This is a genomic window from Paraburkholderia antibiotica, assembly GCF_012927125.1.
Taxonomy (GTDB): Bacteria; Pseudomonadota; Gammaproteobacteria; order Burkholderiales; family Burkholderiaceae; genus Paraburkholderia; species Paraburkholderia antibiotica.
Window position 1 is genome coordinate 83,998 of the sequence record NZ_JABBFZ010000007.1, and the last position, 18,794, is coordinate 102,791.

At 66.3% G+C, this 18,794-nt stretch carries 16 protein-coding genes and 1 pseudogene; 12 read left to right on the top strand and 5 right to left on the bottom strand.

Features of this window, described 5'->3' with window-relative positions:
- Window positions 1-32 precede the first annotated feature (32 nt).
- Together HHL14_RS14435 and HHL14_RS14440 are read left to right on the top strand one after the other, a co-directional pair.
- Entirely contained in the window at window positions 33-1,724 is a 1,692-nt protein-coding gene (locus HHL14_RS14435; RefSeq protein WP_169498296.1) for an isovaleryl-CoA dehydrogenase, read from the top strand.
- A 232-nt stretch (window positions 1,725-1,956) separates the two neighbouring features.
- Window positions 1,957-3,375 (top strand): coniferyl aldehyde dehydrogenase, encoded by a 1,419-nt coding sequence (locus HHL14_RS14440; RefSeq protein WP_169498297.1) that lies wholly within the window; start codon window positions 1,957-1,959, stop codon window positions 3,373-3,375.
- A gap of 792 nt (window positions 3,376-4,167) precedes the next feature.
- Here the strand turns inward: HHL14_RS14440 and HHL14_RS14445 are convergent.
- The 5 genes and pseudogenes from HHL14_RS14445 to fliE form a co-directional block, all read right to left on the bottom strand.
- Window positions 4,168-4,437, bottom strand: a pseudogene (locus HHL14_RS14445) (EscU/YscU/HrcU family type III secretion system export apparatus switch protein); the annotation flags it as partial.
- The gene (gene fliK, locus HHL14_RS14450; RefSeq protein WP_169498299.1) at window positions 4,437-5,936 is read right to left on the bottom strand and encodes a flagellar hook-length control protein FliK; all 1,500 of its coding nucleotides are present in this window, start codon (window positions 5,934-5,936) and stop codon (window positions 4,437-4,439) included. The pseudogene HHL14_RS14445 and the gene fliK, both read right to left, overlap by 1 nt.
- A gap of 319 nt (window positions 5,937-6,255) precedes the next feature.
- On the bottom strand, window positions 6,256-6,582 hold the full coding sequence (locus tag HHL14_RS14455) for a flagellar protein FliT (RefSeq protein WP_169498300.1): 327 nt from the start codon (window positions 6,580-6,582) through the stop codon (window positions 6,256-6,258).
- On the bottom strand, window positions 6,579-7,013 hold the full coding sequence (fliS, locus tag HHL14_RS14460) for a flagellar export chaperone FliS (protein WP_169498301.1): 435 nt from the start codon (window positions 7,011-7,013) through the stop codon (window positions 6,579-6,581). The genes HHL14_RS14455 and fliS overlap by 4 nt, the downstream gene beginning before the upstream one ends.
- A 431-nt stretch (window positions 7,014-7,444) precedes the next feature.
- Entirely contained in the window at window positions 7,445-7,780 is a 336-nt protein-coding gene (gene fliE, locus HHL14_RS14465; RefSeq protein ID WP_169498302.1) for a flagellar hook-basal body complex protein FliE, read from the bottom strand.
- Between the two features lie 240 nt (window positions 7,781-8,020).
- On the opposite strand from fliE, the gene fliF reads away from it, so the two are divergent.
- The 10 genes from fliF to fliO all read left to right on the top strand — a co-directional run bounded on the left by fliF (window position 8,021) and on the right by fliO (window position 18,781).
- On the top strand, window positions 8,021-9,817 hold the full coding sequence (gene fliF, locus HHL14_RS14470) for a flagellar basal-body MS-ring/collar protein FliF (protein ID WP_169498303.1): 1,797 nt from the start codon (window positions 8,021-8,023) through the stop codon (window positions 9,815-9,817).
- Window positions 9,807-10,802, top strand: coding sequence for a flagellar motor switch protein FliG (fliG, locus tag HHL14_RS14475; protein ID WP_169498304.1), 996 nt, complete (start codon window positions 9,807-9,809; stop codon window positions 10,800-10,802). Before fliF ends, fliG begins: the two co-directional genes overlap by 11 nt.
- A complete protein-coding gene (gene fliH / locus HHL14_RS14480; protein ID WP_169498305.1) occupies window positions 10,795-11,478 on the top strand; it encodes a flagellar assembly protein FliH in 684 nt (227 codons plus the stop codon). The genes fliG and fliH overlap by 8 nt, the downstream gene beginning before the upstream one ends.
- A complete protein-coding gene (gene fliI / locus HHL14_RS14485) occupies window positions 11,472-13,157 on the top strand; it encodes a flagellar protein export ATPase FliI (RefSeq protein ID WP_169498306.1) in 1,686 nt (561 codons plus the stop codon). Before fliH ends, fliI begins: the two co-directional genes overlap by 7 nt.
- Before the next feature lie 77 nt (window positions 13,158-13,234).
- Window positions 13,235-13,684, top strand: coding sequence for a flagellar export protein FliJ (gene fliJ / locus HHL14_RS14490; protein WP_169498307.1), 450 nt, complete (start codon window positions 13,235-13,237; stop codon window positions 13,682-13,684).
- Between the two features lie 99 nt (window positions 13,685-13,783).
- On the top strand, window positions 13,784-15,295 hold the full coding sequence (locus HHL14_RS14495) for a flagellar hook-length control protein FliK (RefSeq protein WP_169498308.1): 1,512 nt from the start codon (window positions 13,784-13,786) through the stop codon (window positions 15,293-15,295).
- Window positions 15,296-16,161: 866 nt separating this feature from the next.
- Entirely contained in the window at window positions 16,162-16,662 is a 501-nt protein-coding gene (gene fliL, locus HHL14_RS14500) for a flagellar basal body-associated protein FliL (protein WP_169498309.1), read from the top strand.
- A 58-nt stretch (window positions 16,663-16,720) separates the two neighbouring features.
- Window positions 16,721-17,719, top strand: coding sequence for a flagellar motor switch protein FliM (gene fliM / locus HHL14_RS14505; protein ID WP_169498310.1), 999 nt, complete (start codon window positions 16,721-16,723; stop codon window positions 17,717-17,719).
- Window positions 17,712-18,176, top strand: a complete 465-nt coding sequence (gene fliN / locus HHL14_RS14510; RefSeq protein WP_169498311.1) for a flagellar motor switch protein FliN — start codon at window positions 17,712-17,714, stop codon at window positions 18,174-18,176. The genes fliM and fliN overlap by 8 nt, the downstream gene beginning before the upstream one ends.
- A complete protein-coding gene (gene fliO / locus HHL14_RS14515) occupies window positions 18,173-18,781 on the top strand; it encodes a flagellar biosynthetic protein FliO (protein ID WP_206002327.1) in 609 nt (202 codons plus the stop codon). The genes fliN and fliO overlap by 4 nt, the downstream gene beginning before the upstream one ends.
- Window positions 18,782-18,794 lie beyond the last annotated feature (13 nt).

Below are 18,794 nucleotides of genomic sequence, written 5' to 3' on the forward strand. Positions count from 1 at the left end.
GGCGCACAATGGATCAAGCACGGAGACAGCAGATGGAACGGCACGGCTTCGGCCAGACTCACGAGGTGACGAATCAGGCGCCGCCGCTCGCGGACTACAACCTGTTCGCAAGCGATGTCGCGTTGAGCGCGGCCGTCGAACGCGACGGCGCGCAGTGGCATCGCGATGCGCTGCTGCGGCACGGCGCGGCGCTCACCACGCCCGAGACCCTCGCGCTCGCCGAACTCGCGAACCGTCACACGCCCGAACTCATCACACATAGCCCGCGCGGCGAGCGCATCGATGCGCTCGAGTTTCATCCCGCGTGGCATTCGCTGCTCGCGCTGCTGCGCCGCGAAGGTCTGCATGCGCTGCCGTTCTCCGATCCGCAGCGCGGCGCGATGGTCGCGCGCTGCGCCGGCTACTTTCTGCATGCGCAGATCGAATCCGGCTCGCTCTGTCCACTGACGATGACCTTCGCGAGCATCCCCGTGCTGCAACGCGAACCCGCGCTGTTCGCCACGCTGCGCGACCCGCTCTACGCGCGCGAGCACGATGCGCGCGACCTGCCGCTCGCGCAGAAACGTTCTGCAATGATCGGCATGGGCATGACCGAGAAACAGGGCGGCTCGGATGTGCGCAGCAACCAGACCCGCGCCCACGCGCTCGATGGCGCCGGCGGACGCGGCGGCGCTTATCGGCTGATCGGTCACAAATGGTTTTTCTCGGCACCGCAATGCGATGCGCATCTGGTGCTCGCTCGCACCGACCAGCACGAAGGCTTATCGTGCTTTTACGTGCCGCGTTTCGCGCCGGACGGCAGCAAGAATGCGGTGCAGGTCCAGCGGCTCAAGGACAAGCTCGGTAATCGCTCGAACGCGAGCAGCGAAGTCGAATTTCTCGACGCGTACGGCGTGATGATCGGCGACGAAGGACGCGGCGTGCCGACCATCATCGAAATGGCGAACTACACGCGGCTCGACTGCGTGATCGGCAGCGCCGCATTGATGCGCGCGGCGCTCGTGCAGGCGATCCATCACGCGCGTCATCGCAGCGCGTTTGGCCGGCCACTGGCTGAGCAACCGCTGATGCGCAATGTGCTCGCCGATCTCGCGCTGGAATCGGAAGCGGCGACCGTGCTGTTCATGCGCCTTGCGCGTGCGTTCGAAGAATCGGCCGATACGGCCTCGGCCGCGTCGGCTGCCGAACGCGCGTGGCGGCGCATCGTCACGCCGGCGGCGAAATATTGGGTCTGCAAGCGCGCGCTCGAATTCACCGGCGAGGCGATGGAAGTCTGGGGCGGCAACGGCTATGTCGAAACCGGGCCGATGGCGCGCTTCTACCGCGAGGCGCCGGTCAATTCGATCTGGGAAGGCTCCGGCAACGTGATGTGCCTCGACGTGCTGCGCGCGATGGAGCGAGAGCCGCAAGCCGCGCAGGCACTGTTCGCCGCCTGGCAGGACGATGCGCGCGCGCATCCGGCGCTCGCCGCGGCGCTCGCGAAACTCGCGGCCACGCTGAACGGACCGGCCGAGCAACGCGAAGCGTCGGCGCGACGCATCGCGCAGCAGATCGTGCTGATCGCGCAGGCGACGCTGCTTGCGCGCCACGCACCCGCATACGTCGCCGATGCGTTCATCGCGACGCGTATTGCGGAGGGCTGTGGCGAAAGCGGCCGCGTGTACGGCACGCTGCCGGCGACGTTCGATCACGCGGCGATCATCGAGCGAGCGTTTGCTGCGTGAACGTTGCGGCTGAGTTTGCCGCGTAGGTTGGCCGCGTGAGTTCGCATCTGCATGTCGCTGCCGGGTTTCGCACGCGAATACGCACGGCAATTCACGCAAGAATTCAACCGTACCAGGCCGGCGAGCGCGCATCTGACTCAATTCAGCGACGCGCGCCAACGCCGATCCGACATAGACCGACACACCAATAAGCGCATCACGCGCGTCATCATCGATCAGGGAGTGGATACAGATGAAGAACGATTTGCCGGAGGTCGCCGCACTCGAAGCGCTGCTGCGCGATCAGCGTCATGCGTATTTGCGCGCGCCGTATCCATCGTGGGACACGCGCGCGACGCACCTGCGCACGTTGCGCAAGCTGATGCTCGACAATCGCGACGCCCTTGCCGAAGCGATGAATGCGGACTTCGGCAATCGCGCGAAACAGGAAGTGATGCTCGCCGAATTTCTGCTCGTGAAGGAGGAGATCAACGCCGCGCTGCGTCACGGCAAACGCTGGATGAAGCCGCAGCGCCGCAGCACCAACAAGTGGCTGCTGCCCGCGCGCGCGAAGGTGGTGCCGCAGCCGCTCGGCGTGGTCGGCATCATCGTGCCGTGGAATTATCCGGTGCTGCTCGCGGTCGGGCCGCTGATCAGCGCGTTGACGGCCGGCAATCGCGCGATCATCAAGATGTCCGAACTGACGCCGCGCACGTCGGCCTTGTTCGAGCAGTTGATCGGCCAGGCCTTTGCGCGCAATCACGTCGCGGTGGTCAACGGCGACGCGTCGCTCGCGGCCGCATTCAGCGCGCAGCCGTTCGATCATCTGCTGTTCACCGGCTCGACGAAGATCGGTCACGAGGTGATGCGCGCGGCGGCAGAACATCTGACGCCGGTCACGCTGGAGCTCGGCGGCAAGTCGCCGGCGATCATCGGCGCGCACGCGCGCTTCGACAACGCGGTCGACAACCTGGTCGCCGGCAAGACGCTGAACGCGGGTCAGACCTGCGTCGCGCCCGACTACGTGCTGGTGCCACGCGGCAGGGAGCAGGCGTTCGTCGAGCGGGCACGCGCGCGGATGGCGAAGATGTATCCCGAGTTCGCGCAGAACCCGGACTACACGTCGATCATTTCGGCGCAGCATTTCGAGCGCCTCGAGCGTCTCGCGGACGAAGCGCAGGCTGCCGGCGCGCAGTTGCATCCGCTGACCGACGTGCAACCCGATGCGGCGAGCCGACGTTTTCCACCAATCGTGGTGACGGGGGCGCCGGACGAATGCGCGCTGATGCAGGAGGAGATTTTCGGCCCGCTGCTACCGCTCGTGCCGTACGACACGCTCGATGACGCGATTGCGTGGATCAATACGCGGCCGCGGCCGCTGGCGCTCTATCTGTACGCCGACGATTCGCGGACGGTCGAGCGGGTCACGCAGGAGACGATTGCGGGGGGGATGGCGGTGAATGAAACGCTGATGCATCTCGCGTGTGAGAGTTTGCCGTTCGGCGGGGTTGGCGCGAGCGGGATGGGGGCGTATCACGGGTATGAGGGGTTCGTTACTTTTTCCAAGATGAAGCCGGTGTTGGTGCAGGCGCGGCTGAATGCGCGCGGGTGGATTTCGCCGCCGTATGGGAAGCGGGTTAATGCGTTGTTGAAACTCATGATGAAGGTTTGACCCTTGGGCAGGGTGGGGCCTTTTTTGTCTTTGCTCTGGCTTTTGTTGGCCTTTCCTTGTTTTGTTGTCGGTCTATTGGCGTTGCCCCTATGCGGGGCGGTACCTACTTTCTTTGCCTGCTGCAAAGAAAGTAGGCAAAGAAAGCAGCTTCAAACCGCTAACTCTTAAGTGGGTCCCCTGGCTCGGAGGGGGTAGTGGTGCATCTGGAATCTGTGCCCCCGCACATTCGACGGTAGTGACAAAGCCATCATGCTTCCCACTGCGCACTACGTGCGTCGTGGACGGGTCTGCCAGAGAACCCTGTGGGGTTGGTTGCGCTGTGGGGGCCGTCGGCTGCGCCTCGGCCAGGTGGCCTAAGAAACCGGTGGTGAGATCAGGGCCCAAGCGTGGCACGCCAAAACACCTACTGTGTTGACCCGGGCTTGCGCCCTGGCGACATGCCAAAAAGACCGATGGCTGGTGAGCGGGGCTTCGGCGCGCGCAGCGTCGCCGGAGGGATGACTGCCTTGTCACTAACGGGGAGTGTGCGAGATGACAGATTCCAGATGCACCACTACCGGTGGTTGACCGAGGTGCCCGCTTAAGAATTAGCGGTTTGAAGCTGCTTTCTTTGCCTACTTTCTTTGCAGCAAGCAAAGAAAGTAGGTGCCGCCCCGCACAGGGGCAACGCTAATAGACCGACAACAAAACAAGGAAAGGCCAACAAAGCCAGAACAACGAAAAAACCAAACCCTGCCGAACGGCAAAAACCCCATCCAGACCAACAAAAAAAACCTATTCGCGCGCCAGCGCGTCCACCCCACTTTCGAGCCGATGCAACCAGGCCAGCAATTCGGCCACCGCCTGGTACAACTGCGGCGGAATCCTCGCATCCAGGTCCACCTGCATCAGCAGCGACACCATCTCCGGCGCCTCGTGCACATACAGCCCCGCCTCCTTCGCGCGCAGCACGATCATCTCGGCGAGCAGCCCATATCCTTTCGCGACCACGCGCGGCGTGGGCTCCCCGCCCTGGGCGTCGTACACGAGCGCAGCCGCGCTGCGTCGATGGGTCCGGCTCATCAGATCTCCCAATCGAAATCGTCGCGCGCCGTGGTCGAAGCGCCACGCGTCGCCGTCGGCTGAGGCGTGGAAGCCGCTGCTGCCGCCGCCGAGCGCACATACGCGGACGCCGCCTGCGCACCCGCCAGGCCCGCCGCCCCCGCAGCACTTGCCGTCATCCCCGGCGTGCCGCCGCCGATCTCGCGAATCGTCAGTCCCTGCAACTCGATGCCCGCCGCCGCGAGCCGTTGACGGAAGCTGTCGCCCTGCGTCGAGAGCCGTGCCGCGCCGTTCGGGCTCGCCTGCACTCGCGCGGTCAGTCGCATGCCGGTCAGCGTCAGTTCGGCATCGACGGTGCCGAGCGTCGGCAGCGACAACGTTAAGCGTGTGCGCCACGGCTGGTCGTCCTCGCTCGCGAGGCCCCCGCCGCTGCGATCCCATTCGTCGCCGTCCTGCTCGACGGTCCAATCCAGTCGAGCGCCGGGCCACGCTTCGCCGCTCCAGCGAAACTGCCCGGTCGCCAGCAGATCGAGCTGCTGGCGCACCAGCGGCACGGTCGCAGGATGAACCGCCGCGGCCATCGCCTGCGCGTTCTGCGTCGCATCCGCATCGGCGGTCTGCGGCGCGCCGCCATGCAGCCCCGCGTGCGTGGACTGGCCGTTCAGGTCCGACACCGAACTCGCCAGCACCTCGCCCGCGGCCAGGCGCGCAGCCTGCGCGGTCAGAATCGACGGCATCGCATGCGCGGCGGCGTTGGGGTCGGTCGGCGCACCTGCAAAGTTGCCCAGCGCGCCGTTCGCCGTGCCGCCCGGGTTGCCTGGGTTGCCACGTGGCATTGCGGTCGCCATGTCATCGGCCGACGCACCCGTCTGGCTCGGCCACGCGCCGGCGCCCGGCACAGCGGTCCCGTCATCCGCGTCGCTCCAGCCAGGTGTCACCGCCAAGCCGGCCACCAGCCGGTTTTGCGCCTCGCCCGCCAGTTCGGCCGGCGAGCGTTGGCCGACCAGCCAGGCCGCGAGATGCGCTTCGTAGAACAGGCCGCTGTCGCCGACCGTGCGGGCGAGCGCGGCCGCCAATGCTGCGACCGGCACTTCGGCGGCGGCCACGCTGGCGGCGGCGGTCGCGCTGGTTGTGGTTGTCCCGGTGGCGGAAGCGTTGGGCGTGGAGGAAGTCGACGAGGAGGAGGAAGCGTTGGTCGCCGCATCGAGCGGCACGCCTTCGACGGCGACGGCGACGTCGAGCGCCGGTGCGGCCGGCCAGATCGGCGTGTCGCCGAGCACGGCGGGCGTCGCTTCGCCGCCGGAATGCGCGATCGCGTTGAGCGTCAGCGCGACCGCCGACAACGCGGTTTGCGCGGACGGCTGCGGCGCGGCCGTCGGTTGGGTCACGACCTCGGCCGGCGCGGTATCGACGCCGGTCGCGCCGGTCTGCGACGTGGTCGCGGTTCCCGGCGCGATGCCGAGCAGGCTGTCGATCCGGCTCGAAAGCACCGCAGTAATGGCCGAATCGATTCCGTTCATGCCGGTTCCCTGGTCGCATCGGCGGCAGCGCGCCCGATGCTCTGATTGCTCTGGTCGTTCGGGCCCGCATCGCGCGGCAGCGGATCATGCCGGCATGCGCACGCAGCTCCATCGCGCTTGCCCATCGCCTCCGCAGCTCACGCAACATCGCCCGATGCTCTGGTCGTTCAGGCCGTATCGCGCGGCGGTAGATCGTGCCGGCACACGCACGGCAGCCGTATCGCCCGCACGGCTCACACAACACCCGCAACACCCGGGCGGCATGAGCGACATGAGCGGCGTTCGCGCGCCCCATGGCGCAAGCCCCCACGCGCCACCTTCAGCGCGCGCCGTACAACTCCTTCAGCACGCGCGTCGGCCGGCCGGCGAACAGCGCCGACAGATTCGCCATGCGTGGATTCGCGAGATCGCGGATCGCGGCGTCGTCGGCGAGAATCTGGCGGATCAGCGCGTATTTGCGCAGCCGTTCGGTTTCGTCGAGCTTGACGCCGTCGTCGGCTTCGCGCAGCGCGTCGACCAGATGCCGATACTCGTCCTGCAAATGGACGAGATCGGTCCACAGCGCACGCCGGGCAGCGATCAGCATCTGGCAGGACAACGCGGCCACCGCTTCATAGCGGGCAAAATATTCTGCGTTCGATGTCATCGCAGGCTTTCCGCGGCTGGCTGGGCTGCCATCCGCGCGACCTCCGGGGCAATCCCGATCCATGCCTCTTCGAGCGTCGCAAGCAGACCGTCGACTTCCACGAGCATCGCCTCGCTCTGTTTGATGTTGGCTTCCAGCAGCCGGCGCTTCATGTAGTCGTACAGCGCGTTCAGCCGCCCCGCGATTTCGCCGCCCACCTCGAGGTTGAGCGACTGCTGCAATCCGCTCTCGACGATCCGGATCGCCTTGCTGATCGCCATTCCGCGCTCAGCCACATTACCTTGCTGCAGATGCATGCGCGCCTGCGCGATCGCCTGGCGCGCGCCCTGGTACAACAACACGATGAGACGATGCGGACTTGCGCCCATCACGGCCGTCTCGACACCGACGCGCGCATACGCATTGGCTCCAGCGTGTCCCGGGGAAAACATCGGCGCTCCTCCTCTGATACTGACTGCGGTTGACTCGTGGCATGGCCGCGCCGCGCGTCGCCGCGCCCGCACTGACCTGTACCCTGGTTATCGGATGGCCAGCGACAAAGCTTTAGGCCAATGTAAGGAGGGGTGAGAGGCGCTGACCCGGCGCGCGCCGACATCGCCCACGAGGCCTCGGGCGGCGCATGGAACACAGCGCAAGGCAGCACGAAGCGCAGCGCGAACAGGCGATGCCAGGCGGCACGAACCGGTGCTGCTGCGAAGCGGTTGTGAAGCGGTCGCAAGACCGCGCCAACGCCAACGCCCATGCACATGCCAACGCCCACACCGCACACCGCACACCGGCAATGGCAATGGCATCGGCACCACCGCCAGTCACGCCGCCGCGCAGCATCCACGCGTCGGCGCGCAACCTCGCGCGAGCCCGCTCAGATCGACATCTGCGCGATCTCGTTGTAGGCGGAGACCAGCTTGTTGCGCACCTGCAGGCCAAACTGGAAGCCGACGTTGGCCTTCTGCATGTCGACCATCACGTCGTTCAGCGACACGTTCGACGAGCCGAGTTCGAACGCCTGCGATTCGCTGACCGCGGTCTGCTGGTCGCTGCTGATCTTGTCGAGCGACGCCTTCAGCGCCGACGCGAAACTCGTCGGCGAGGCCGCGCCGGACTGTTCTGCCGCCGGGCTCGTGCCGCCGGCCGCCTGCGCCGCCATCGCCTGCATCTGTTGCAGCGCCGACGACAACGCGTTCACGGGCATGGTCATGTTTTCTCCGTTGAATGAACGAACGGCTTGCCGACAGGCTCACCGATCTGGCTGAAAGCATAGCAGCGGCCCCTGCGGGAAAGTCCCGAAACTAGGGGGGAAACCCGGCTCTATTCAAGCAATCGGCTTGAGCCGTGCCCCGGATAATTTCAACGGTGAAAGTCTCTGTCCGTCCGCCCGCCGAGCCCCGGCGCGAGCGCGCGACAGAACGCCAAAGCATCCCCCGGAGATACCCGACGCATGGATTCGTCAGCCAACTCGTTGATCAACCCCGACGCCCGCATGGGGCTCGCCGGCGCGCAGCCCGCGCCCGGGCAAGCCGCCGCTGGCCAGGCCGGCGGCGGCGCCGACCTCGGCGGGCTCGGTGGCCTCGGCGCCATGGGCGGCAACTTCGGTCAGCGCCTGTCCGGCCTCGCGCAGATGCGCGGCAATCCGCGCGCGCCGCTGGTGTTCGCGATCGCGCTGCTGGTGGCGGTCGTCGCGGGCCTGTTCCTGTGGTCGCGCGCACCGGACTACAAGGTGCTCTACAGCAACCTGTCGGACCGCGACGGCGGCTCGATCATCGCCGCGCTGCAACAGGCCAACATCCCGTACAAGCTGTCCGACAGCGGTGGCGCGATCCTCGTGCCGGCCGAGCAGGTTCACGAGATGCGTCTGCGTCTCGCGTCGCAGGGTCTGCCGAAGAGCGGCTCGGTCGGCTTCGAGCTGATGGACAACCAGAAATTCGGCATCAGCCAGTTCGACGAGCAGATCAACTATCAGCGCGCGCTCGAAGGCGAGCTGGAGCGCACGATCGAATCGATCTCGTCGGTGAAGTCGGCGCGCGTGCATCTGGCGATCCCGAAGCCGACCGTGTTCGTGCGCGACAAGGAACCGCCGTCGGCGTCGGTGCTGGTCAAGCTGTATCCGGGCCGCGTGCTCGACGAAGGCCAGGTGGTCGCGATCACGCACATGGTTGCGTCGGCGGTGCCGGAAATGCCGGCCAAGGGCGTGACGATCCTCGACCAGGACGGCAATCTGCTGACCCAGCCGAGCAACGGCAGCGGTCTCGACGCGACGCAGTTGAAGTTCCGCCAGCAGATCGAGCGCAACACCCAGCAACGCATCGACGCGATCCTCGCGCCGCTGTTCGGCCCCGGCAACGCGCATTCGCAGGTCAGCGCCGACATCGACTTCTCGCACAGCGAACAGACCTCGGAAAACTACGGCCCGAACGGCAATCCGCAGCAGGCGGCGATCCGTAGCCAGCAGACCAGCAGCGCGACGGAAATGTCGCAGGGCGGCGCCTCGGGCGTGCCGGGCGCACTGTCGAACCAGCCGCCGCAACCGGCGTCCGCGCCGATCGTCGCCGGCAACGGCGCGAGCGGCGTAACCACCACGCCGGTCAGCGATCACAAGGACGCGACCACCAACTACGAACTCGACAAGACCGTGCGCCACATCGACCAGCCGATGGGCGGCATCCGCCGGCTGTCGGTCGCGGTGGTCGTCAACTATCTGCGGGTCGTCGACGCGAAGGGTCACGCGACGATGCAGCCGGTCAGCGCCGACAAGCTCGCGCAGATCACCCAACTGGTGAAGGACGCGATGGGCTTCGACGCGCAGCGCGGCGACTCGGTCAACGTGGTCAATAGCGCGTTCACCGCCGAAGTCGATCCGAACGCCGACCTGCCCTGGTGGCGCACGCCGGACATGCTCGCGCTCTACAAGCAGATCGCGACCTACCTCGGCATCGGCGCGGTGGCCCTGTTCCTGTACTTCGTGATGGTCAAGCCGGCGCTGCGCCGCGCGTTCCCGCCGCCGCCCGCGCCGGTCGCCGCGCTGCCCTCGCCCGACGAGCCGGTGCTGCTCGACGGCATCCCGGCCGAGGAACGCGACGGCGCGGTCGTCGAGATCGAGGCCGACGCCGAGAAGCTCGCGCTCGAAAACGCGAAGCACAAATATGAGCGGAACCTGGAGTTCGCGCGCAGCATCGCGCGTCAGGATCCGAAGATCGTAGCAACCGTCGTCAAGAACTGGGTGTCCGATGAGCGCTGAAGGCGTAATGAAGAGCGCGCTGCTGCTGATGTCGATCGGCGAGGAAGAGGCGGCGCAGGTGTTCAAGTTTCTGGGCCCCCGTGAGGTCCAGAAGATCGGCGTCGCGATGGCCGCGCTGAAGAACGTGACGCGCGAGCAGATCGACGAAGTGCTGCAGGAGTTCTGCAAGGAAGCCGAGCAGCACACCGGCATGTCGCTCGATTCGAACGAGTACATCCGTTCGGTGCTGACCAAGGCGCTCGGCGACGACAAGGCCGGCGTGATCATCGACCGGATTTTGCAGGGCAGCGACACGAGCGGCATCGAAGGGCTGAAGTGGATGGACTCGGCCGCGGTCGCGGAGCTGATCAAGAACGAGCATCCGCAGATCATCGCGACGATCCTCGTGCATCTGGATCGCGATCAGGCCTCGGAAATCGTCGGCTGCTTCAGCGACCGACTGCGCAACGACGTACTGCTGCGCATCGCGACGCTCGACGGCATCCAGCCGGCCGCGCTGCGCGAACTCGACGACGTGCTGACGGCCCTGCTATCCGGCAGCGACAACCTCAAGCGCAGCCCGATGGGCGGCATCCGCACCGCCGCCGAGATCCTCAACTTCATGTCGAGCAATCACGAGGAAGGCGTGATCGAAAACGTCCGCCAGTACGACGCCGAACTCGCGCAGAAGATCATCGACCAGATGTTCGTGTTCGAGAACCTGCTCGACCTCGAAGACCGCGCGATCCAGTTGCTGCTGAAGGAAGTCGAGTCCGAGGCGCTGATCATTTCGCTGAAGGGCGCGCCGCCCGCGCTGCGTCAGAAGTTCCTGTCGAACATGTCGCAACGCGCGGCCGAACTGCTCGCCGAAGACCTCGACGCGCGCGGCCCGGTGCGCGTGTCGGAAGTCGAGACGCAACAGCGCCGCATCCTGCAGATCGTGCGCAACCTCGCCGAGAGCGGCCAGATCGTGCTCGGCGGCAAGGCGGAAGACGCCTATGTCTGATCCGAACTCCGCGGCGAAGGAAAGCCTCTCGGCCTACCAGCGCTGGGAGATGGCATCGTTCGATCCGGTGCCGCCCGCGCCGCCGCCGGCCGAACCCGAATTCGACGAGCGCGCGTTCGAAGCCGAACTCGACCGCCGTCGCGACGCCGCGCATGCACAAGGCGTCGCGACCGGCCACGTGGCCGGCCAGGCGCTCGGCTATCAGGCCGGCTACGACCAGGGCCACGCGCGCGGTTTCGAGCAGGGCCAGGCCGAGGCGCGCGAACAGGCGATGCAGCTCGCCGCGCTCGCCGAAACCTTCCGAACCGCGCTCGACGGCGCGCAGCACACGATCTCCGAAACGCTGATCGCACTCGCCCTCGATATCGCGCAGCAGGTGGTGCGCCAGCACGTACAGCATGACCCGACCGCGCTGATCGCGGCCGCGCGCGAAGTGCTGGCCGCCGAGCCCGCGCTGACCGGCGCGCCGGCGCTGATCGTCAGTCCCGCCGATCTGCCGGTCGTCGAGGCGTATCTGCTGGAAGAATTGCAAACGCGCGGCTGGACCGTGCGCACCGACTCATCGGTCGAACGTGGCGGCTGCCGCGCGCAGGCCGGCAGCGGCGAAGTGGACGCCGGCATCGACACGCGCTGGCAGCGCGTCGCCGCCGCGCTCGGCAAGGTGAGCACATGGTGAAGCCGACCGTCGAAGAAATCCGCGCGAGCGATCTGACGCCGCTCGAACGCGAACTGGCGCTGGCGTCGTTCAGCGCCGAGGAGCTTGCCCAGGCGCCGGAGCCTGGAAGCCTCGCGGAGCTGGAGAGCGCGATCGCCGCGGCCAGCGAGGCGCATGCCGCGCCGCATCAGCATCAGCATCCGGCGAGCGGTGCGGCCGTCAGCCGTGATTCCGCCACAAACACCGTAGCTGCCGCCGACACCGGCGTTGCAGCAACACGAACGGCGGCTCACGTGCCGCCTCCCCCGCCCTACGATCCCGCGCTCGACACCAATCCGCACACGCAGGCCTGGCGCGGCCAGCTCGACGCACTGCGCGCGCGCAACGCGATCGCCAAGCCGCTGCGCGCATGCGGACGTCTGACGCGCGCGGCCGGTCTGGTGCTCGAAGCGGTCGGGCTGCGTCTGTCGGTCGGCGCCGAGGTGATGATCGAATTGCCGCCTGGCAGTTCGCTGCCGATGGCCGAAGCCGAAGTAGTCGGCTTCTCCGGCGACAAACTGTTCCTGATGCCGACCACCGAAGTGATCGGCCTGCTGCCCGGCGCGCGCGTCTATCCGCTCGAAACCGCGCCGATCGCTGATCCGCTCGCGGGCGCGAAGCGTCTGCCGGTCGGCTGGGAGTTGCTCGGCCGCGTGCTCGATGCGTCGGGCCGGCCGCTCGATGGACTCGGCCCGCTCGGCGCGCAAACCGACGCGCCGCTGTCCGCACCCGTCATCAACCCGCTGAACCGCGAGCCGATCCACAAGGTGCTCGACGTCGGCGTGCGCGCGATCAACGCGCTGCTGACCGTCGGACGCGGTCAGCGCATGGGTTTGTTCGCGGGGTCTGGCGTCGGTAAATCGGTGCTGCTCGGCACAATGGCACGCTACACCAGCGCCGAAGTGATCGTGATCGGCCTGATCGGCGAACGCGGCCGCGAAGTGAAAGAGTTCATCGAACAGATCCTCGGCGAGGAGGGGCTCGCGCGCTCGGTCGTGATCGCCGCGCCCGCCGACGTGTCGCCGCTGCTGCGCATGCAGGCGGCCGCGTACTCGACCTCGCTCGCCGAATATTTCCGCGACCAGGGCAAGCACGTGCTGCTGCTGATGGATTCGCTGACCCGCTACGCGATGGCGCAGCGCGAGATCGCGCTGGCCGTCGGCGAACCGCCGGCGACCAAGGGCTATCCGCCGTCGGTGTTCGCGAAGCTGCCGGCGCTCGTCGAGCGTACCGGCAACGGCCCGGCGGGCGGCGGTTCGATCACCGCGTTCTACACGGTGCTCACCGAAGGCGACGACCAGCAGGACCCGATCGCCGATTCGGCGCGCGCGATTCTCGACGGCCACATCGTGCTGTCGCGCTCGCTCGCCGAAGCGGGCCACTATCCGGCAATCGATATCGAAGCGTCGATTAGCCGGGCAATGACCGCGCTGATCGACGATAACCACCTGAATAAAACGCGTATGTTCAAGCAGATGCTGTCGCGCTACCAGCGCAACCGCGATCTGATCAACGTCGGCGCATATTCGAGCGGGCGCGACGCGGTGCTCGATCGCGCGATCGCGTTGTATCCACGCATGGAACAGTTTCTGCAACAAGGCTTTCGCGAGTGCGCGAACTTTCAACCGAGCATCGACATGCTGAACGCGCTGTTCGTTTAAGCACGCGTTCGCCGGCGCGCCGAGAGCGTGCGGCGAGCGAAGAACAGGCAACCTGAACCGGCCCGAGGAGGCTGACGATGGCGAAACATTTTCCGATCAAGACGCTGATCGGTCTCGCGCAGGACGACGTCGACGCCGCAGCGCAGCGCCTGGGTCGCGCGCAGCGCGAGCGCAACGACGTCGCCGCGCAGCTCGATGCGTTGGTGCAGTACCGCGACGAGTACCACGCGCGCTTCACCGAGAGCGCGCAGTCGGGCATGCCGGCCGGCAACATGCGTAACTTCCAGGCATTCATCGACACGCTTGATGCCGCGATCGAACAGCAGCGCAACCTGCTGAACTCGGCGACCGCGCGCGTCGAAGCGGCGAAGCCCGACTGGCAGCGTCAGAAACAGAAACTCGGCTCGTACGAAGTGTTGCAGGCGCGCGGCGAAGCGGCCGAAGCGAAAGTCACCGCGCGGCGCGAGCAGCGCGACGCCGACGAATACGCAGCGCGAATTCTGCGCATGCGCGCCGAGGGCGCGTAAAACACGCGGGCCGTAGGCGACGCAGCATGCGCATCACGTGCATCACGTGCATCGCACACGCCCGGCCTCACCCCGTTTGACGGATTGACAGGATTCCTTATGTCGCTTCTTTCACAGATCGGCTCACAACTCAGCTCGCTGCTCGGCACGGGCGGCGACGCGTCGTCGAGCGGTGCGGCCGCGAGTGCGGCGGCCAACGCGAGCGCGTTCGCGCAGACTTTGCAGCAAAGCATCGAGCAGCAGAACAGCGCGAGCCAACAGACGAGTTCGGCGGCAACGCAGACGTCAATGTCGACGTCGAGCGTGCACACGGCGCCGCCGGCTGCCGCACCGAAGAGCGCGAGCAGCAATCAGAACGGCAGCGGCACATCGACCGGCACGGCATCGACGACGTCGACAGCAACGGCGGCTTCGTCGAGCGCGCATACGCAGCAGGCGTCGGGCAGCCGATCGAGCAGCACGCACGCAAAACAGAACGACACCAAGGCGCAGACCGACGCGGGCGCGCTAGCCGCAGCAGCGGCCGCCGCCCAGGCGCAGGCTGCGGCCAACGGCACTGACGCGAACAGCGGCAATACCGGCACGAGCGACACCACGACCTCGGCCACCGACGCGCTCGGAGCACTCGCGGGCACGACCGCGACAACGCTGGCGAGCAACGCTACGGGCACCACCGGCACGGTCGATCCGAAGACGCTGCAGGACGCGTTGCACAGCGCGTTGTCGGCGTTATCGGGGGGCCAGGGGACGGTGCCGACGCAGGCGCTCGCAGCGGGCGCGGCGGCCAGAACCGCGACGACGGCGAGCGCCCTTGCCAGCACGAAGAGCGCGCTGAACGGCACATCGGACGGCAAGACGCTCGCAAGCGGCCTGTTCGGCGACGGCAAGGGCATCGCGACCCACGCGACGACGACGGCCACGGCCGCCGCGACTGCGCTCACCGATCCGTCGACGGCGAAATCGACGGCCGACGCGTTGAGCGCGGCGGCGGCAAGCAGCGGCCAGGCGGACATGTTGGCCTCGGCGCGCAGCGCAGCCGACGCCGCCACCGCCGAACTCGCCGCGACGCAGGCGGCGGCCAACGCTGCGAGCACGACGGCTTCGGCGCAGAGCACCGGCAACGCGAGCGCGGCAGCGGCCGCTTCGAACGCACTGACGCCGCAGGTCGGCACGAGCGACTGGGAAGACGCGCTGAGCCAGAAGGTGGTGTTTTTGTCGAACGCGCATTCGCAGAGCGCCGAACTGACCTTGAACCCGAAGGACCTGGGGCCTTTGCAGGTGGTGCTGCAGGTCGCGGATAACCATGCGCATGCGTTGTTTGTGTCTCAGCACCAGTCGGTGCGGGAGGCAGTGGAGGCGGCATTGCCGAAGCTTCGCGAGGCGATGGAGTCGAATGGAATCGGGTTGGGGAGTGCGAGCGTCAGCGATGGGTTTGCGCGGCAGAGCGGGCAACAACAGGAGGGGGGCGCTGGCGCGGGGCAGTCGGGAGGAAAGTCTTCTTCTAATAGTGGTGGTTTTGCTGCCGGCGGCTCGTTCTCAGGGACTGACGATGTCGTCGTGGCTAGTAGTGCCGTGCGGCAGCAGGTGGGGTTGGTTGATACGTTTGCTTGATGGTTTGTTTTTTCGTTGGTCTGGCTTTTGTTGGCCTTTCCTTGATTTGCTTTTGGTCTATTAGCGTTGCCCCTGTGCGGGGCGGCACCTACTTTCTTTGCCTGCTGCAAAGAAAGTAGGCAAAGAAAGCAGCTTCACACCGCTAATTCTTAAGTGGGCACCTCGGTTAACCACCGGTAGTGGTGCATCTGGAATCTGTCATCTCGCACACTCCCCGTGAGTGACAAGGCAGTCATCCTTCCGGCGACGCTGCGCGCGCCGAAGCCCCGGTCACAAACCATCGGTCGTTTCGGCGTGTCGCCAGGCGCAAGCCCCGGTCCAACCGATCGGTTGTTTTGGCGTGTCGCCAACGAACAGACCTTGATTTGGCCACCGGTCTTTTAGGGCGGCTGGCCGAGGCGCAGCCGACGGCCCCCACAGAGCAACCAGCCCCACAGGTTTCCCAGGCAGACCCGTCCACGACGCACGCAGTGCGAAGTGGGAAGAATGACGGCTTTGTCACTAACGGGGAGTGTGCGAGGTGACAGATTCCAGATGCACCACTGCCGGCGGTTGACCGAGGTGCCCACTTAAGAATTAGCGGTTTGAAGCTGCTTTCTTTGCCTACTTTCTTTGCAGCAAGCAAAGAAAGTAGGTGCCGCCCCGCACAGGGGCAACGCTAATAAACCACCAGGAAAGCAAGGAAAGGCCAAAAAAGCCAAGAACAACGAAAAAAAAGCGCCGCCCCGCCGAGGGGCAAAAAACCTTAAATACCAGAGATAGCCAGAAATAGCCCTTCTGTTCGACCCATCGCGCCGCAGGCAAATCAACAACAATCCCCCTAACCCTGACTAAAGGCTAGCAATGGGCTAGCAAAGCACCCCCAAATGGCAACCACGACCGCTCCCCAGCAAGCCGCGCCCGCCTCGCCGGGCCCCATGAAGCGCATCATCCTGATCGTCCTCATTGCGCTCATCGCCGCGGGCGCCGCCGGCGCGGGCGTGTGGTTCTTCATGGCCAAACGCGCGCCCGCTGCCGCGTCGGTCGAAGCCGCGCCGCCTCCAACTGCGGCGCCGTTGTTCTTCCCGCTCGACTCGATGACCGTCAACCTGCAATCCGACGACGGCCAGCAGCACTTCCTGCGCATCGGCCTCACGCTCAAGCTCAGCGACGCCGCCACCCAGCAGGTGCTCACCGAGCACATGCCGGAAATCCGCAGCCACATCCTGCTCGCGCTGTCGAACAAGCACCCCGACGAGCTCGCGCCGCTCGACGGCAAGCGCGCGCTCGCCGACGAACTGAAAACGCTGATCACCGAGCCGACCGACAAGGGCACGCCGCCGATCCGCGTGCAGGACGTGCTGTTCACCGAATTCGTCGTGCAGTGACGTGACCCCGTCCAGCACCGCCACCATCAACCGCCAAGGGACGCACGAGGAATAAGCCATGGGCCACGAAGAGTTCATGTCCCAGGAGGAGGTCGATGCCCTGCTCAAGGGCGTCACCGGCGAATCCGACACCGAAACCGAGCAGAGCGAACGCACCGGCGTACGCCCGTACAACATCGCGACGCAGGAGCGGATCGTCCGCGGCCGGATGCCCGGCCTCGAGATCATCAATGATCGCTTCGCACGTCTGCTGCGCGTCGGCATCTTCAACTTCATGCGGCGCTCGGCGGAGATCTCCGTCGGTCCGGTGAAGGTGCAGAAGTACAGCGAATTCACCCGCAACCTGCCGATCCCGACCAACCTCAACCTGGTGCACGTTAAACCGCTGCGCGGCACGTCGCTGTTCGTGTTCGACCCGAACCTCGTGTTCTTCGTGGTCGACAACCTGTTCGGCGGCGACGGCCGGTTTCACACCCGCGTCGAAGGGCGCGATTTCACGCAGACCGAGCAGCGCATCATCATGAAGCTGCTCAACCTGACGTTCGAGCACTACACGGCGTCGTGGAAAAGCGTGCGCCCGCTGTCGTTCGAATACGTGCGCTCGGAAATGCACACGCAGTTCGCCAACGTCGCAACGCCGAACGAAATCGTCATCGTCACGCAGTTCTCGATCGAGTTCGGCTCGACGGGCGGCACGCTGCACATCTGCATGCCGTACTCGATGATCGAACCGATCCGCGACGTGCTGTCCTCGCCGATCCAGGGCGAGGCGATGGACGTCGACCGCCGCTGGGTGCGGGTGCTGTCGCAGCAGGTGCAGGCCGCCGAAGTGCAACTGACCGCCAACCTCGCGCAGGTGCCGGTCACGTTCGAACAGATCCTGAACATGCGCAAAGGCGATGTTCTGCCGATCAACATTCCCGAGCACATCACCGCAAAAGTCGACGGCGTGCCAGTGATGGAATGCGGCTACGGAATTTTCAATGGTCAATACGCGTTGCGGGTCCAGAAGATGATCAGCGCAGCCGACACGATGAAGGAAGGTGGATATGAGTGACCTGAACGCAAAGCCCGAGACCGAACTGGCCGCGGCCGAGCAAATGGCCGCAGCGGCGCTCGGCGCCGAGGACGACGACGCGGCGATGGCCGACTGGGCGAGCGCGCTCGCCGAGCAGAACGGCAACGCCGAAGTCAACCCGACCGCGGCCGGCGTGTTCCAGCCGCTGTCGAAGGTCGAGCCGACCGCGACGCGCAACGACATCGACATGATCCTGGACATCCCGGTCCAGATGACGGTCGAACTCGGCCGCACCAAGATCGCGATCCGCAACCTGCTGCAGCTCGCGCAGGGCTCGGTGGTGGAACTCGACGGCCTCGCCGGCGAGCCGATGGATGTGCTGGTCAACGGCTGCCTGATCGCGCAGGGCGAAGTGGTAGTCGTCAACGACAAGTTCGGCATCCGGCTGACCGACATCATCACGCCGTCCGAACGCATCCGGAAGCTGAATCGATGAAACGCGTGACCAGTCACGGCGTGCGGGTTGCGTCGCGCGATGTTCTGCTTCGGGCGGTGGCGGCGGCGAGCGCGGTTCTCGCGGTCGACGTCACGGCGCTCGTCGCGCCGTCAACCGCGCAGGCGGCTGATATCAACGCGGTCAACAACGCCGCGCAGATCGCCTCGGGCGTCGGCGCCGGCAGTGCGGTGCCCGCGCTCGGTGTCGGCGCGGTGCTGCAAACCTTCGTCGGCCTCGCGGTCGTGATCGCGCTCGTGTTCGGCTGCGCGTGGCTCGCGCGACGCTTCGGCCTGCAATCCGGCCAGCGCGGCGGTCTCGTCAGGACGATCGGCGGTGCTTCGCTCGGCGGCAAGGAGCGCGTTGCGGTCGTCGAGATCGGCGATACGTGGCTCGTGCTCGGCGCGGCGCCCGGCAACGTGCGGCTCCTGCATACGATGCCGGCCGGCTCCGTCGCGACCGATGCGACCGCGGCGACCGATCCGCTCGCCGCGTCGAATCCGCCGGCCGTCGGTCAGCTTCCCGGCACTTTTGGTCAACGCTTTCGCGACGCCCTGAAAGGCGAAGTGGGCAAACGTTTCAACGCGCACGGCGGCGGGGATCGGTGATGCAGGTCAGTTT